We start from the raw sequence: 14585 nt of genomic DNA, 5'->3' as shown, positions 1-14585 counted from the left end.
GCCAGCTTCTCGCCATCGAGCTTGACCCCACCGCCTTGGATTTGGCGGCGTGCCTCGCTGCTGCTGGCGCAGATGCCGACGGCGCTGAGCAAATAGAAGGCCTTCGCCGGGAAGTTCACCTCTGCCAGGGATGCCTCGGGAACCTCGGCGTCCGCCGCCCCGCTGCCCTTGGCACCGCCCACGAGCTTGCCGGCATCGGCCTGGGCCTGATCAGCCGCCGCCTGGCCGTGGCGCTGGCGCGTCACCTCCAGGGCCATCGCCTTTTGGCGCTCCCGAGGGTTATCCGGCAGGGCCGCCAGATCGAGATTGGTCAGCAGGGTGAGGTACTCCTCGACCGCCGCATCGGGCACCTTCTCGAGCTTGGAGTACATCGAGAGCGGGTCTTCGGCCAGACCGACCGTGTTCCCCAGGCTCTTGCTCATCTTCTGAACGCCGTCGAGGCCCGCCAGGATCGGCAGGAGCATCCCGAACTGCGTGCGCTGGCCGAAGTGGCGCTGCAGGTCGCGGCCCATGGCCACGTTGAACTTCTGGTCCGTCCCCCCCAGTTCCAGGTCGGCCTGCACGGCCACCGAGTCATAGCCCTGCAGCAGCGGATAGAGAAATTCGTGCAGGGAGATCGGAGTACCGGAGCCGTAGCGGTTGGCGAAGTCCTCCTTGGCCAGCATCTGGCCCACGGTGGAGATCCCCAGCAGCTCGATCACCTTGGGTAGATCGAGGGAGGCCAGCCATTCGCTGTTGCGGCGCACCTCCAGGCGGCCCGGGGTCTCGAAATCCAGCAGGGCACGCGCGGGGTCCTGGCCCTGGCCGAGCTGCTGGAGATAGGTGCGGGCGTTGGACTCGACCTGCTCAGCCGTGAGCTGAACGCGGGTGGCACTTTTGCCCGTGGGGTCACCGATGCGGGCGGTGAAGTCACCGATGATCAGCACAGCCGTGTGGCCCGCATCCTGGAAGGCCCGCAATTTGCGGAACAGGATCGAGTGGCCCAGGTGAATGTCACTGCCGGTCGGATCGATGCCGAGCTTGATCCGCAGGGGCCGGCCGGCCTTCTCGGCCTCAGCGAGGCGGGCGGCCAGCTGTTGGTCGGCATCACTGGCTTCCGTACCGGTGGGGAACAGGTCAGCGACACCGCGCTCCAACCACTGCGGCAGTCCCCACTCGCCCTTGGCCATGTCCGCCCTGCTGTCTGGGGTCGGATCGTACGCAGACGGGGATCAGCTTTCGGCGTCCAGCTCCCCCTTCATTCGATCCAGGGTGCGCTGCATCTGCTCAAACATCTGATCGGGGGTCATCCCGAACTGGCTGAGCTGGGTGCGTAGCTGCTCAACCGTGAGCTTGGCCTGGAAGTCATCGGAGAGCTCAAAGCGCTTCATGAACACGCGGTAGCGGTCCATCAGCTCCTCCATCCGCTCGATGAAGAGCTTTTTGCCTTCCCGATCGAACTTGCCGTACTCGCCGCCCAGCTGCATCAGTTGCTGGTAATCGCCAAACAGGCGCTTGGCTTCTTCTTGAACGATCTCGGATTCAAAGAAGGCCATCAGGCTGAGCCGGGCGGGCCCAACGATTGTGTCGAGCCTGAGCGGCCCTGACGAGTGCGGATAGGCGTAACGGGCTGCCAAGTTCGCGGCCCGTGCGCACAGTGAACAGTGCAGCCTGCGTCGCGATGGACTACACCCCCTCCCTGGCGGCCGTGCGGGGCAACGTGGCCGCAGGCAACGCGCTGCTCAGTCAATCCCGCGTGGTGGTCTGCAGCGGCTCACGGCTCGCCCTGACCCTCTTCATTGCCGCCCTGCAGCCGGGGCCCGAGATCGTCGGGGCGGTGACCACCCAAGACGAGGGATTGCAGAGGTTGGAGCAGGGGCAGGCGGATGTACTGATCTGCACTGACCGGCTCGAGCAGGGCAACGGCGGCAGCCTGGTGGCCCAAGCCAAAGCCCTGCCCCAGCCGCCCGCCACCTTGATGGTGGTCACCCAGCCCCGGCGCTTGATGGCCATTCACCAAGCACTGCAGGCCAACTGCGATGGGCTCTGCCTGGAGAGCAACCTGGGTTTCGGCAGCTTTCTGGCCGCGATTCGCGCCATGCAGAGCGGCGGGCTCTACCTCGACCGGAACCTGAGCAAGAGCTACTTCGAAGCCTTTGCCGAGGGCCAGGGCACCCCCTTGGCGCAGCTGACCCCCAGGGAGGTGGACATCCTTCAACTGATGGCCGGCGGGACCGAGAACCAGGGCATCGGTCAACGCCTGCACCTGTCGGTTGAGACGGTGAAAGACCACGTCCGGCACATCTTCCACAAGCTGAATGCCAACAGCCGCATTCAGGCCGCGGTCCAAGGCATTCGCCTGGGCTTGGTCGAGTGGCCAGACCCTCGTTAAGGTCGGGCGGTTCCGCCGCACCCGACACCGCCATGGGCCGAGGCCACTGGTTGGATCCTCTGGCCCGGAGACTGCTGGAGGCGGCGGGAGAATTGCCGCGGCGTGCACAACAACCTGCCGCGCCGGAACCCCAGCCCTTGGAGGAGTGCGTCGAGCAAGACCTCCTCGCCCTCAAGCTCGAGCACAACCCCAACCTGCGGCTGGCCAACGCCCAGGAGGTCCAGCACGCGGCGGCCCTGGGTTGGCGCCTCGATGTCAATCGCGCCAGCGCCAACGACTGGTTGCGGCTGCCGCAGATCACGCGCGATCAAGTCGACCTGCTCCTGCGGCTCCAGCAGGGTGGGGTGCAACTCAGCGGTCCAGACGACCTCCAGCGCCTGTTGGACCTCCCCGCTGCACTGGTGGCCAGCTGGGAACCCCTGCTGCAATTCCGCTGGTACGGCGATGGCGCCCCAACGGCCGTGACGCCCTTGCTGATCGACCTCAACCGCGCCCCGGCCCAGGCGCTCGAGCGCCAACTGCCCCAACTGAGCCCGGAGCGGCGCCAACGGCTGCTGCGCGAGCGGCAACGGGCCCCCTTCCAGGACCTTGCGGAGCTACAGGAGCGACTGCAACTGCCCGCGTCGGTGGTGGAGGAGCTGATCGGAAAGGTGCGCTTTGGCCAAGGTTCCGCCGGTCCAGAACTGCCGCGCTCGGCCTAGGCGAATGGGACGGCAAGGCGAACTGTTTGGCGCGACACCCGTCGGTGGCGGGATCAGCGGCGAGGCCCTACCCCTGCAGGAGCATCAGCTGATCGCCTGGCAGCAGCGTCTACTGGACTACCAGAGCCCACGCTTTGAGGCGGTGGCCAGCGGCAGCCAGCTGCCCCCAGGTCAGATGGATCTGTTCGGAGGCGGCAGCCTCGGTGCGGCGGCTGTGCAACGCCTCGATCCGCTGCAGCTGGCCCCACAACATCTGCAGTTCTGGCGATGGCCCGAACGCCAACCCGATGGTGCGGCCCTGTATTTCGTCGTGGACCGGCCGCCCCACCTGGAGGGGGCACTCCTCCTTTATGTGGGGGAGACCAAACAGGCCGATCGGCGCTGGAAAGGCGAACACGACTGCAAGGGCTACCTAGCGGCCTATGGCGAGGCGCTGCAGCAGGCCAACCTCCAGAGCCAGCTGAGCATCCGCTTCTGGCACGACGCCCCCAGCGAACGGCGGGCACGGCAAGCCCTGGAGCAAGCCTTGATTCGCCACTGGCTGCCTCCGTTTAACAAGGAAACCCGCGGCCGCTGGGCCACCCCCTTCACGGCCGAGCCGGGCTGATCGCCCTACCATCGCGCCCATTGAGCTCGAGATGGCCATGGAGATCCGCTGCAGCAGTGCCACCGCCCGCGATTGGACGGGGGAGGCCCTGGTGGTGGGTCTCTTCAGCGATGCCCCCGGAGAGGGCAGCCGTGAACTGCTGAAGAGCCGCTTTGGCGAAGCCCTGCTGGCGCGCATGGAGCGGCGCCGTTTCAAAGCCAAGCCGGGCGAGAGCCTGGTGGTGGAGCTGCTGGATCAACAGCCCAGCACCCTGGTGCTGGTGGGCCTTGGGGCCGCCGCGGACTTCAACCTCGAGCAGCTGCGCCACGCCGCGGCCATGGGCGCCAAAGCAGCAAATGGCAGTGGCGCCAGCAGCCTGGGGCTCGCCCTGCCGCTCGAGGGCCTGGCCCCGATCGCTGCCGCCTCAGCCATGGCTGAGGCCGTGCGGCTGAGCCTCTTTAAGGACCAGCGCTTCAAAGGCGAAGCCGAACCCGCTAAGCAACCCGCCCAGGTGGAGCTGCTGGGCCTACCCGCAGCTGAGCTGAGCGCCTGCCAAGGCGCCGCCTCGAGCAGCCAAGCGCTCTGCAGCGGCGTCGAGCTGGCCCGCGAACTGGTGGCAGCACCTCCGAATGTGGTCACCCCAGCCGCCCTCGCGCAGACCGCCACGGACATGGCCCGCGACTTCGGCCTGCAGCTCAAGGTGCTGGAGCGCAGCGACTGTGAAGCCCTGGGCATGGGCTCCTACTTGGCCGTGGCCCAGGGCTCGGACCTGCCGCCGAAGTTCATCCACCTGACCTATGTCCCCGATGGGGAGATCAAGCGGCGATTGGTGCTCGTCGGCAAGGGCCTGACCTTCGATTCCGGCGGTTACAACCTCAAAACCGCCGGCTCCCAGATCGACATGATGAAGTTCGACATGGGGGGCAGCGCTGCGGTGCTGGGCGCCATGCGAGCCATCGCGGAACTCAAACCGGCCGGCATCGAGGTCCACATGCTGGTGGCCGCCTGCGAAAACATGATCAGCGGCGGAGCGATCCACCCCGGAGCGATCGTCACCGCCTCCAACGGCAAAACGATCGAGATCAACAACACCGATGCCGAAGGTCGCCTGACCCTGGCCGACGCCCTGGTCTACGCCTGCAAGCTGGAGCCTGACGCGGTGGTGGACCTGGCCACCCTGACGGGCGCCTGCGTGATCGCCTTGGGCGACGAGATCGCCGGCCTCTGGTCCCCCAGCGACACCCTGGCCCAGGCCCTGGTGCAGGCCGGCGAAGACGGCGGCGAGAACCTCTGGCGCATGCCCCTGCGGGCCTCCTACCGCGCTGGCCTCAAGAGCGGCCTGGCCGACATGAAGAACACCGGCCCGCGCCCCGGTGGCTCGATCACGGCGGCCCTCTTCCTGCAGGACTTCGTCAACAAGGACATCCCCTGGGCCCACATGGATATCGCCGGCACGGTTTGGAGCGACAAGGGACGGGGCTTGGATCCCGCCGGTGCCACTGGATTTGGCGTTCGCACCCTGGTGAATTGGGTCCTGGCCGGGGGAGCCGCCTAGGCTCAGGCAGACCTGCAGCGTGGCGGTGCCCAAACTTCGGTGGTACGTCAAAGCCCAGCTGGGCGTCCTGCTCTTGCCGGCGGGACTCTGTCTCTTTGGCGAGGCCGTCCAGCGGCGGACACTCCAAGCCCTGGGACAGCCCCACGGCCCCTGGTTCTGGTACGGAACCCTCAGCCTGGTGGCCATCGTGGCCGCCGTCGGACTGATGGTGGAAAGCGGACTGCTGCGGGGCTACCCAGGACAGAACCAACCGCGCCGCTAGGCAGCGGCGGCGGCTGAAGCGCTGGACGCCCCAAGAAGGGAAGCCGGCTCTTCCAGGGCGTGGATTTGCCAGCGAGCCCGATCACCAAAGAGCTTCAACAGGCGATCGAGATCGTCCGAAGCCTGCTTCGGAGTGGCGTAGGGGCCGATATGACGTGTCACGAGACCATCGCGAATCGTCAGCAGATACATACAAAACCTGCAGTCGAGACAAGGTAAGGGTAATTCGGGCGGCCGGGAGGAAAAAGGCGTAAAAACCGGATCAGCACTCGAAAAAACCGAATTTTGCGCAATCGGCTCTTTAGCTTTTCCTCAGCTTTCCGGTCAGCGTCCAGTCACCCAGGGAGCATCGCTGCGGGCCTTTGATCCCCAGACCTGATCCAAGCGGCGATCCCGGCCGCAGGCCCAGCGGTAGTAGTTGTATTTGATCGCGTTGTTGACTGCGTAATTCTGGTGATAACCCTCGGCGGGCCAGAACCGCTTGAGGGGCTTGATCTGCACCTTGATCGCTGAGGCGGGCTTACCCAGCTCCTTGGCTGCAGCCTGAAGGCTGGCCTTGGCTTGACTGAGCTGCTGCTCGCCCTCGGTGAAGATCACCGGTTTGTAGGACCCGCCGCGGTCACAGAACTGCCCGCCACCATCGAGGGGGTCGATATTGCGCCAGTAGGACCGCAGCAGGGTGGGGTAGCTGATGGTCTGGGGATCAAAGCGGACGCGCACCACCTCTTGGTGCCCGGTGCCGCCAGAGCTGACCTGCCCGTAGCTCGGGTTGTCCAGATGGCCACCGCTGTAGCCGCTCTCGGCATCGATCACCCCCGGCAGGTCCTCCAGGTCGTGCTCCAGGCACCAGAAACAGCCACCAGCGAGGACCGCCTCTTCCGTGGCGGCCAGCGCGGAGGCACAGGGGCCTAGCAGCAGCAGGCCGATGGCCAAGCAGGCGGACAAGAGGCGCCGGATCATGCCGCACTCCCCCCTGGCAGGGCATCCAGGATCGCCGCGGCCGCCCGGCGGGTGACGCCCGGTTCCCCAAGGAGCTCACGCAAGCGGCGATAGCCCTGCGCAACCCGCTCCCGGGCGGACGGATCCTCCAGCAGCGGCAGAGCTGCTTCCACCACAGACTCGGGGGTGAGCTCGTCCTGCAGGAGCTCCGGGACCAGGCGCTCACCCACCACCAGATTGACCGGTGAGATGTGATCGACCTTGAAGCGCAGGATCTGCTTGGCCACCCAAGCCGTTGGTCGGCTGACCCGGTAGGCCACCACCTGGGGCACCCCCCGCAGGGCCAACTCCAAGTTGACGGTGCCGGATTTATTGATGGCGAGATCCGCTGCCGCACAGAGGACCGGACGCAGGGCATCGGCTTCCGCCGCCGGAATCACGCGGGCCTGCACTCCAGCCTGGGTCAAGACCTCCTTCAGGACCGGCTCAAAACTGGCCTGACCCGCCGGCACCACCACCTGCAGCCCCGGGCAGCGCCGCTGCAACTCGGCGGCCGCCTGGGCTAAGTCCGGCAGCAGATAGCGCAACTCCTGCTGGCGCGAGGCAGGGAGCAGCAGCAACAGGCGTTGATCCGGCTTCAAGCCCAACTGAGTGCGGGCCGCCTCACGACTGGGCAGCTGGGTCAAGGTGTCGATCAGGGGGTGCCCCACCCAAGTGACATCGGCCCCGCGGGAGCCGTAGAAGCGGGCCTCCTCTGGAAAGATCGCCAGGATCCGATCGGTGAAGCCGATCAGCCGGGTCGTCCCCCCCTCGCCAACGCGAAAGGCCCACTCCTGGGGAGCGATGTAATAGAGGATCGGGATCTTCGGCAGCAGCCGCTTGACCTTGAGGCCCAAGTTGACATTGGCCCCCATGTAATCGATCAGCACCAAGCCGTCGGGGGGGGACTGACGCAACCAGGCATTGACCCGGCGCTGCACCTGCAGAGTCGGCCAGACCAAGGGGAGAGCCTCCCAGAGGCCAATGGCGCCCATCGCCATCGTGTTCGCAAGGAGCGTTGCACCGGCCTGGGCCATGCGCTCACCGCCGAGGGCGAAGAGCTCCAGCTCAAGACCACGGGCCTGGGCCTCCTCCCGCAGGGCCTTGACCAACAGGCCGCCCTGCAGATCACCGGATACTTCGCCGGTGCTAATCAGCAGTCGCCTCATGAACGCCCGGCGGGCAGGGGACCTCGGCGACCGGGGCCAATCGAGGCCTCCAGGAAGCTCACCAGGGTTTCGGCGGGGGGAAACAGGCTCTGCTCACGCACGCCCTTGATCGCCTCAGCCAGCACCACATCACCGCGGTAGAGCTGGGCCCAGACCTGCTGCAGCTGCTTGGTTTGCGCGCCGCCATCCAGCTCGCTCAGACCACTGCGCTTCAAACCAATCCGGTTCAAGCCCCGCAGGCGACCGGGGTGGCCCTCAACGATCGCGAAGGGCGGAACATCACGGTCGATCCGGCTCATTCCACCCACCATCGCCATCGTGCCGATGTGGACGAACTGATGGATGCCCAGCACGCCTCCAATCACGGCGCGGTCACCGATCACCACATGGCCGGCCACGGCGACGCCGTTGGCGATCACGATGCGATTCCCCAGGTCGCAGTTGTGACCCAGGTGGCTGTAGGCCATCAGCAAATTGCCATCACCGATGCGGGTCTGCTCTCCCTCATGGGTGGCACGGTTGATGGTCACGCATTCGCGGATGGCGTTGTCATCGCCAATCACGACCTCGGTGGGTGCACCGTTGTATTTGAGGTCCTGGGGCTCGGCGCCAATCGAGGCCCCCGGGAAGATGCGGTTGCCCTTGCCGATGCTGACGCGGCCGTCGAGCACCACATGGGGGCCAATGCGCGTTCCTGAGCCGATCGACACCTCGGGACCGACCACGGCATAGGGGCCGATCTCAACGCCCGCATCGATCTGGGCCTTGGGATCCACCACGGCGGTGGGATGGATTCGGGTGCTGTCCCCGTTCATAACGGCCTGAGTCATGGGGGGAATTCAGTCGACCAGGGAGAACATCAATTCGCCGGAGCAGACCAGCTGTCCGTCCACCGTGGCCTCCGCCTTGACCTTCCCGAACCGTTGTCGCTTGAGCGACAGCAGTTCGCAAGTCATCACCAACTGATCACCCGGCACCACCGGACGGCGGAAGCGCACGCCATCGATCCCTGCGAAGACAAACAACCCCTTCGGGAGATCCGGCATCTGGGTGACGATCAAGCCCCCCACCTGGGCCATGGCCTCGACGATCAACACGCCTGGCATCAGCGGGCGACCGGGGAAATGGCCCTGGAACTGGGGCTCGTTGAAGGTGACGTTCTTGATCGCCACCGCCCGCTTGCCCGGCTCATGCTCGATCACCCGGTCCACCAGGGCGAAGGGATAGCGGTGGGGCAGCAGCCCCTGGATCTGCTCGCTGGTCAGAACTGGGGCGGAAGGGGTGGCGGATGAAGACAAGGAACTCAGCGAGAAGAAACCAGAGCGGCGGCCAAGGCGGTGTGCAGTCCGTGGGAGCCACGGAAGGCAAACACTTGGGCCAAAGGCAGTCCCGCTAAGGCGAGATCGCCCAATAGGTCAAGCAGCTTATGGCGCACGGGCTCGTCGGCAAAGCGCAGCGGGGGATTCAGCCAACCCTCCCCATCGCACACCAGGGCGTTATCCAATGCACCGCCCTGAATCAAGCCCGCAGCCCGCAGCTGATCCACCTGGTCTTTGAAGCCGAAGGTGCGGGCCGGGGCGATCTCATCGACGAAGGCCTGGGGGGTGAGTTCGAGGTTGAACAGCTGACGGCCAATGGCGGGATGGGGGAACTCGATGGCTGCCCCCAAGCGCAGGCGATCACTCGGGAGCGCCGTGGCAAAACTTTGGCCCTGCTGCAGGGTGATCGGTGCGGCCAGAGGCACAGCCTCAGGACGGGGACCGAGGCAGCGCAGGCCGGCCTCGGCCAAGGCCTCAACCCAGGGCTGGGCCGAGCCATCCAGCAGGGGAATCTCCTCGCCATCCACCAGGATCAGCGCCGAGGTCACCCCGACACCGGCCAGGGCAGCCAGCAGATGCTCCACGGTGGCGAGACGCTGCTCACCCAGCTGCAGGGCGGTGCAGAGCTGGGTTTCGCAGACCTGGGAGGGCTGCAGGCGGACGTGGGGACGCTCGGGAGCGTTGAGCCAACCCACGTAAAAACCCGGCTGCTCCGCAGGCTCCAGACGAACCCTGGCTTGAACACCGCTGTGGAGGCCCACACCGGAGCGCTCCACGGGCTGAGCCAGGGTCCACGCCTGGCTGTAATCGCTGGGCCAAAGGGTCACAGGAGCCGCCTCAGAACTTCCAACCCACACCGAGGTTGAAGCGCCATTCGTCGGTGAAGTCCTGGCTGGCCACCTCCAAACGCAGGGGGCCGACCGGGGTGGTGACGATCACGCCGACACCCGGGGAGACACCATCACCGGGCTTATCAAGCAGCGTCCCGGGATTCCCTGGAACATTGGCCTGGCTGCCAAAGGTGCTGCCGGCGTCCACGAAGATCTCGCCACTGATGATGCTGAAGATCGGGAAGCGGTATTCCACCGTCGCCTCACCGAAGCTCTTACCCACGCCCAGGTCGCAGTCGTAGTAACCGCGAACGGAGTTGGAGCCACCCAAGCAGAAGGCCTCGTAGACGGGCATGTTGCCGAGGTTGGTACCCACCGAAGCCTGGAAAGCCAAGGCCTGTTTGCAGTCTTCCTTCTGCCCAGGCTTGGGACGGCAGCCCTTGTAGAACTTCAGCCAGTTCACCGGGATGTAGTGGGTGGCGCTGGCCCGAAGACGGTTGAAGGTCGGGGAGTCCTGACCGACGGAGACGAACTGCTCGGTGCCAACGCTCAGGAAGTTGCCCTGGGTGGGGTTCCGCGGGTCATTGAGCGTGTTCATCGAGGCCGCCAGGCGCAGGCCCACCAACTGGTTGGTCGTCGCCCCGTTTTCGCAGTTGTAGGCCACACAGATCACGTTGCTGACCGTGGTGGTGCCATTACCGCTGAAGTTGTTGGAGGCCGTGGCGTAGGGCATCGCCTCCCCCGCAAAGTTGATCGGCTTGACCTGCTGGGCGTTTAGGCCAACGACAACATTCCAGGGGGCCTTCTTGTAGGGGTCACCGCCGTTCAGGGGGCGGGCCAAGGAGGCCGTGCCACCAATCCGCTGGATCGCCACGGCATTGCCGTCGAGCTGGAACCAGTTGTTGTTGTCGCCGAGCTGGGGATTCGCAGCCTTGGCTGCCGTCGGCGAGGCATAGGGACCAGTGAAGACCGTCGAGTTGCTCTGGTAGGCCAGGGCCGTGCTCGGGGCGTTGAAGAAGCCTTGGGAGACGTCAGAAACGGTGTAGAAGTTGCCGTTCTGCTGGCTCTGGAACACCTGGGGGACTTCCCGGCTCAGGAAGACCTTGGTGCGGAAGGCCGTGCGGTACTTATCGCCTTTGATCCAGGGGTCGGTGAAGGACACGTCCGCCAATCCACCGAACTGGCCATAGGTGACGTTCAGGGCCAAATCCCAGGCGCGACCGAAGAGGTTGCTGTCCTGAAGCTGGATCTGACCAAAGATGCCCTGGCTCTGGCTGTAGCCGATACCGCCCGAGAGGGAGCCGGTGGACTGCTCCACCACACCCAGGACGATGGTGACGGCACCGGGCTCACCCGCGACCGGGCGCAGGGTCACCTTCACATCGCCGAAGAGACCGGTGCCATAGAGACGCTTGATGTCGTCTTCCAGTTGGCGGCGGTTGAAGGTGTCGCCGGCCTTGATCGAAATCTCTCGGGTGACCACCCAGGTCTTGGTTTTGCCGCGGATCGGCTGGCCCTTGTCGTTGGTGCTATCTCCCTCCTTATTGAGGAACTGCACTTCGACGCCCGCCACGGTGCCCTCACGCACCAGCAGCTGCACCACACCCGCGGGGCTGACGCGGGTTGGACCGGTGACCCGAGCGAGGGAATAGCCCTGATCGGCGTACCACTTCTGCAGCTCAGCGATGCGGGCCTGCAGGGCGTTGAGATTCAGGGTCTTGCCGTAGTCCGCGGCAAAGATGTCAGGGATGAGGTTGTCCGGAAGCTTGGTGGTCTCGCTAACGCCCTCAAGGTCCACCTTGGTGAGCACCGGGTTCGGCACGACCGTGACCACGAGCCGGACGCCCAGGGGGCTATCGACGGGCTGAATGCGGACGTCGGAGAACCAACCGCTGGCGTAGATCGCGGACAGATCCGTCTGCAATTGAGCGCGGGTGACACGACTGCCGGGGCGGGTGGCCATCGCGTCGTACACCGCGATCTCCATCCGCTCCTGCTCCGGATGCCCCTCAGCCCCCTGGACCACCACCTCACTGATCAGCACCTGGGGCTCAGCGGGAGCCGCTGGCGCCAAGGAATCACTGGCGCTGGGGGCAAGTGATGGTCTGGAACTGGGGGTCTCAGACGCAGGCTGGTCTACCGGTGCAGGGTCCTCTGGTTCCGGACTCTTGTCCTGGGCCCAGACCGGGCCAACCCCAGCGACCAGGGGCAACGTCAGTGCCAGCCCCAGGCTCCATGCGTGGTTCTTGCCGTTGCGGGTTGCAGCCATGGAACGGGGACTGGAGCGGCGAACCGCAAATGCCGCCGAACCTACTTGGCTCAGCGGGGTTCTGGACAGGCGGCTTGGACCCGTTTGAGAACCTCCCCGTAGGCCTCGACCACACCGCCGAGATCCTGGCGGAAGCGATCTTTGTCCAAGATCCGCTCCTGGGCATCGCCGCTGACGTTCCTGTCCCAGAGACGGCAGGTATCGGGACTGATTTCATCGGCCACCACCAGCTGGCCGTCGGTGGTGAAACCCAGTTCGATCTTGAAGTCCACCAGCTCCAGGGCGATCTCGGCAAAAAAGCGACGCAGCACCGCGTTGACGGCCATGGCCAGACGCTCCAATTCCTGGCGCTGGGGTGCCGTCAGCACCCCCAGACGCTCCAGTCGCGCATCGGTCAGCAGGGGATCGCCGTAGGCGTCGTCCTTGTAATAGAGATCCAGCAGCGGCGGATCCAAGGGGGTGCCGGGCTCGATCGGCATCTGTTTGCACAGCGAGCCAAAGGCGATGTTGCGCACCACCACTTCCACCGGAACGATCTGAACCGGCTTCACCAACATCCAGTTGGGTTCCTGCAGGGAGAGGTAGTGGGTGGCGATCCCCTCCCGCTCGAGCAACTCGAACAGCCGCGCCGAGATCTGGCAGTTCATCAACCCCTTGCCCGCCAGCTGGGCCTTTTTGAGGGCGTTGAAGGCGGTGGCGTCGTCCTTGTACTCAACCGCCACCAAATCGGTTTGATCGGTCTGGAAGACGCGCTTGGCCTTGCCTTCGTAGAGGAGAGATCCGAGGGTGTAAGCGGTCATGGTTGCGGTGCGGCGTGGCCTCCGGGGTCGCGGGGGGAACGCAACTGCTGCTGCAATGCGTCGGCCCTGGCGCTTTGTCCTGAATCTTGCCGGGTGATCGCCCACTCGCTGTAGGCATCATCCAGGCGCTGGCTCAGACGGCTCAGGCGGGCGCGGGAGCGCTCCGCCACGGCGCCGGACTCGGATTCGATCAAGACGCGCTGCTGCTCCAGCAAGGCGATGGCCAGGCCCCAGGCCTGGGCCGCCGCCGCCTGATCCAGGGCGCGCTCCATCAGCTGATCGCGTTCGGCCAAGGGCAGTTGCGCAAGCAGAGCGACCGCTTGGCTCAAGCGCTCCGCCGCCACCTGCCCCGGTCGTCGTCCGGCCAAGAGCAGCGCCGCCGCCTCCTGGTGGCGCTCCAGAACGATCAGGTGTTCGACGTAGAGATCCAGGGCAGGCCGCGTCAGCACGGTGCCGTCCTCATTCACCCGGACAGGAAGGGCCAGGGTCTCCAGGCGCTCGGGATCAGCCGCGGTCAACTGCTCCAACAGGCGCGCCGCCAAGTCGTGATGCAGACCAGCCATGGCGGCGCGCCAGCGCTGCACCAACCACTGCTCGCGCTCGAGACCGGGAGCCGGACCAAAACGGTTCAGCACCTCCAGGGCCGCATCGGGGGCCCGGCAGCTGAGCAGAGCATTGGCATTCACCAACACCACCGGGAAGGGCTGGGGCGGTGGGGCCACGGTCAACAACCGCTGCTGGAGCAGCTGCAAACGGGTCACAAAGTCAAAGCTGGCGGCCTCCTGGCAGGCCAGGTTGAGGGCCCGTAGGTCCCCGGTTTTCAGTAGCTCCTGAAACTCCGCTTCCGGGGTGCTCCCTTCGAGTTCTGGGGCCGAGGGTCCCTGGACCTTGGGCTTCGGCTGACCGCGAAACAGATCGCCAATGAAGGGCAACTTGGCCTCGGCGGGCAGGGCCGCAGCCAGCACCAAGGGAAGCAGCGCCAAGCCCCAAGCCCACGGCTGCCGCCGGCGCGCCCCCACCGGCGAGTAAAGAAGGAAAGGCACCGGCAGCGGTCTTCTGGGGGACAACCTAGGGGAGCTCACCGCTGTGATCACCGAACGAACCACCCGCCTCCTGCCCTCCATGACCGCGCCCGCTGCCCCGCAACACGTGCTGGTCGTCGGAGGAGGCGGACGGGAGAACGCCCTGGCCTGGGCCCTGGCCCGCAGCGCTGGCGTCAAGCAGGTCTGGGTGGCCCCAGGCAACGGCGGCACCGCTGAACTCGAGGGCTGCATCCAGCTGGCCATCAGCGAGGGCGATCAGGACGCCCTGCTGAAGACCTGCCAAGACGAAAGGATTGACCTGGTCGTGGTGGGTCCCGAAGCCCCCCTGGCCGCGGGCCTCGGCGATCGCCTGCGCCAGGCTGGCTTTGCCGTCTTCGGCCCTGGAGCGGACGGCGCCCAGCTGGAGGCCAGTAAACAGTGGGCCAAGGCGCTGATGGTGGAGGCCGGCATCCCCACGGCGGGCTACTGGAAAGCCAACAGCCGAGAGGAAGCCCTCCGTGCCCTCGACGCCCAGGGCAAGCCCCTGGTGGTGAAGGCTGACGGACTGGCCGCCGGCAAGGGGGTGACCGTGGCCGAGAGCGTGGACGAAGCCCGCGCCGCCATTGAAGAGATCTTTGCTGGACGGTTTGGAGGCGAAGCCTCCCTGGTGCTGGAGGAGCGCACCCACGGCCCCGAGGTCTCGGTCTTTGCCCTCAGTGACGGC

16 protein-coding genes and 1 pseudogene are annotated in these 14585 nt (G+C 66.0%); 6 read left to right on the top strand and 11 right to left on the bottom strand.

Translation table 11 applies throughout. From position 1 onward, the window contains the following. Both tyrS and QZ189_RS08215 read right to left on the bottom strand, forming a co-directional pair. Nucleotides 1-1169: tyrosine--tRNA ligase (gene tyrS, locus QZ189_RS08220; RefSeq protein WP_296421506.1), on the bottom strand; the 1169-nt coding region annotated here is incomplete at its 3' end. A 42-nt stretch (nucleotides 1170-1211) separates the two neighbouring features. Continuing rightward, entirely contained in the window at nucleotides 1212-1535 is a 324-nt protein-coding gene (locus tag QZ189_RS08215) for a DUF1825 family protein (protein ID WP_010315455.1), read from the bottom strand. Between the two features lie 125 nt (nucleotides 1536-1660). On the opposite strand from QZ189_RS08215, the gene QZ189_RS08210 reads away from it, so the two are divergent. The 5 genes from QZ189_RS08210 to QZ189_RS08190 are packed head-to-tail and all read left to right on the top strand — an operon-like array spanning nucleotide 1661 to nucleotide 5475. Next, nucleotides 1661-2371, top strand: a complete 711-nt coding sequence (locus QZ189_RS08210) for a response regulator transcription factor (RefSeq protein WP_296415755.1) — start codon at nucleotides 1661-1663, stop codon at nucleotides 2369-2371. A 32-nt stretch (nucleotides 2372-2403) separates the two neighbouring features. Beyond that, nucleotides 2404-3072: a type II secretion system protein GspK gene (locus QZ189_RS08205; protein ID WP_296415754.1), complete on the top strand. Its 669-nt coding sequence runs from the start codon at nucleotides 2404-2406 to the stop codon at nucleotides 3070-3072. A gap of 4 nt (nucleotides 3073-3076) precedes the next feature. Continuing rightward, complete coding sequence (locus QZ189_RS08200; protein ID WP_247477190.1) at nucleotides 3077-3679, top strand: GIY-YIG nuclease family protein; 603 nt, start codon at nucleotides 3077-3079, stop codon at nucleotides 3677-3679. Nucleotides 3680-3716: 37 nt separating this feature from the next. Further along, the gene (locus QZ189_RS08195; protein WP_296415792.1) at nucleotides 3717-5213 is read left to right on the top strand and encodes a leucyl aminopeptidase; all 1497 of its coding nucleotides are present in this window, start codon (nucleotides 3717-3719) and stop codon (nucleotides 5211-5213) included. A 19-nt stretch (nucleotides 5214-5232) separates the two neighbouring features. Then, nucleotides 5233-5475 carry a hypothetical protein gene (locus QZ189_RS08190; protein WP_029626157.1) on the top strand — a complete coding sequence of 81 codons (243 nt, stop codon included), beginning with the start codon at nucleotides 5233-5235 and terminating at the stop codon, nucleotides 5473-5475. Here QZ189_RS08190 and QZ189_RS08185 read toward each other — a convergent pair. The 9 genes from QZ189_RS08185 to QZ189_RS08145 form a co-directional block, all read right to left on the bottom strand. Next, entirely contained in the window at nucleotides 5472-5666 is a 195-nt protein-coding gene (locus QZ189_RS08185) for a hypothetical protein (protein WP_010315443.1), read from the bottom strand. The genes QZ189_RS08190 and QZ189_RS08185 overlap by 4 nt on opposite strands. 132 nt (nucleotides 5667-5798) lie before the next feature. Next, nucleotides 5799-6434, bottom strand: coding sequence for a peptide-methionine (S)-S-oxide reductase MsrA (msrA, locus tag QZ189_RS08180; protein WP_296421505.1), 636 nt, complete (start codon nucleotides 6432-6434; stop codon nucleotides 5799-5801). After that, nucleotides 6431-7621, bottom strand: a complete 1191-nt coding sequence (gene lpxB, locus QZ189_RS08175) for a lipid-A-disaccharide synthase (protein WP_296415751.1) — start codon at nucleotides 7619-7621, stop codon at nucleotides 6431-6433. Before lpxB ends, msrA begins: the two co-directional genes overlap by 4 nt. Next, nucleotides 7618-8451 carry an acyl-ACP--UDP-N-acetylglucosamine O-acyltransferase gene (gene lpxA / locus QZ189_RS08170; protein ID WP_029626156.1) on the bottom strand — a complete coding sequence of 278 codons (834 nt, stop codon included), beginning with the start codon at nucleotides 8449-8451 and terminating at the stop codon, nucleotides 7618-7620. Before lpxA ends, lpxB begins: the two co-directional genes overlap by 4 nt. A gap of 9 nt (nucleotides 8452-8460) precedes the next feature. After that, the gene (gene fabZ / locus QZ189_RS08165) at nucleotides 8461-8928 is read right to left on the bottom strand and encodes a 3-hydroxyacyl-ACP dehydratase FabZ (protein WP_247479879.1); all 468 of its coding nucleotides are present in this window, start codon (nucleotides 8926-8928) and stop codon (nucleotides 8461-8463) included. Then, a complete protein-coding gene (gene lpxC, locus QZ189_RS08160) occupies nucleotides 8925-9767 on the bottom strand; it encodes a UDP-3-O-acyl-N-acetylglucosamine deacetylase (RefSeq protein WP_296415750.1) in 843 nt (280 codons plus the stop codon). Before lpxC ends, fabZ begins: the two co-directional genes overlap by 4 nt. A gap of 10 nt (nucleotides 9768-9777) precedes the next feature. Then, the gene (locus QZ189_RS08155; RefSeq protein ID WP_296421504.1) at nucleotides 9778-12039 is read right to left on the bottom strand and encodes a BamA/TamA family outer membrane protein; all 2262 of its coding nucleotides are present in this window, start codon (nucleotides 12037-12039) and stop codon (nucleotides 9778-9780) included. Nucleotides 12040-12089: 50 nt separating this feature from the next. Then, nucleotides 12090-12839 (bottom strand): phosphoribosylaminoimidazolesuccinocarboxamide synthase, encoded by a 750-nt coding sequence (purC, locus tag QZ189_RS08150; protein ID WP_010315429.1) that lies wholly within the window; start codon nucleotides 12837-12839, stop codon nucleotides 12090-12092. Then, entirely contained in the window at nucleotides 12836-13882 is a 1047-nt protein-coding gene (locus QZ189_RS08145; RefSeq protein WP_296415749.1) for a hypothetical protein, read from the bottom strand. The genes purC and QZ189_RS08145 overlap by 4 nt, the downstream gene beginning before the upstream one ends. Before the next feature lie 79 nt (nucleotides 13883-13961). On the opposite strand from QZ189_RS08145, the pseudogene QZ189_RS08140 reads away from it, so the two are divergent. Continuing rightward, nucleotides 13962-14585: pseudogene (locus QZ189_RS08140) on the top strand (ATP-grasp domain-containing protein); the annotation flags it as partial.

This window comes from Vulcanococcus sp. CPBay_Sum15L08_68 (assembly GCF_017855895.1).
GTDB lineage: Bacteria > Cyanobacteriota > Cyanobacteriia > PCC-6307 > Cyanobiaceae > Vulcanococcus.
This window is presented reverse-complemented; position numbering and strand designations above follow the sequence as displayed.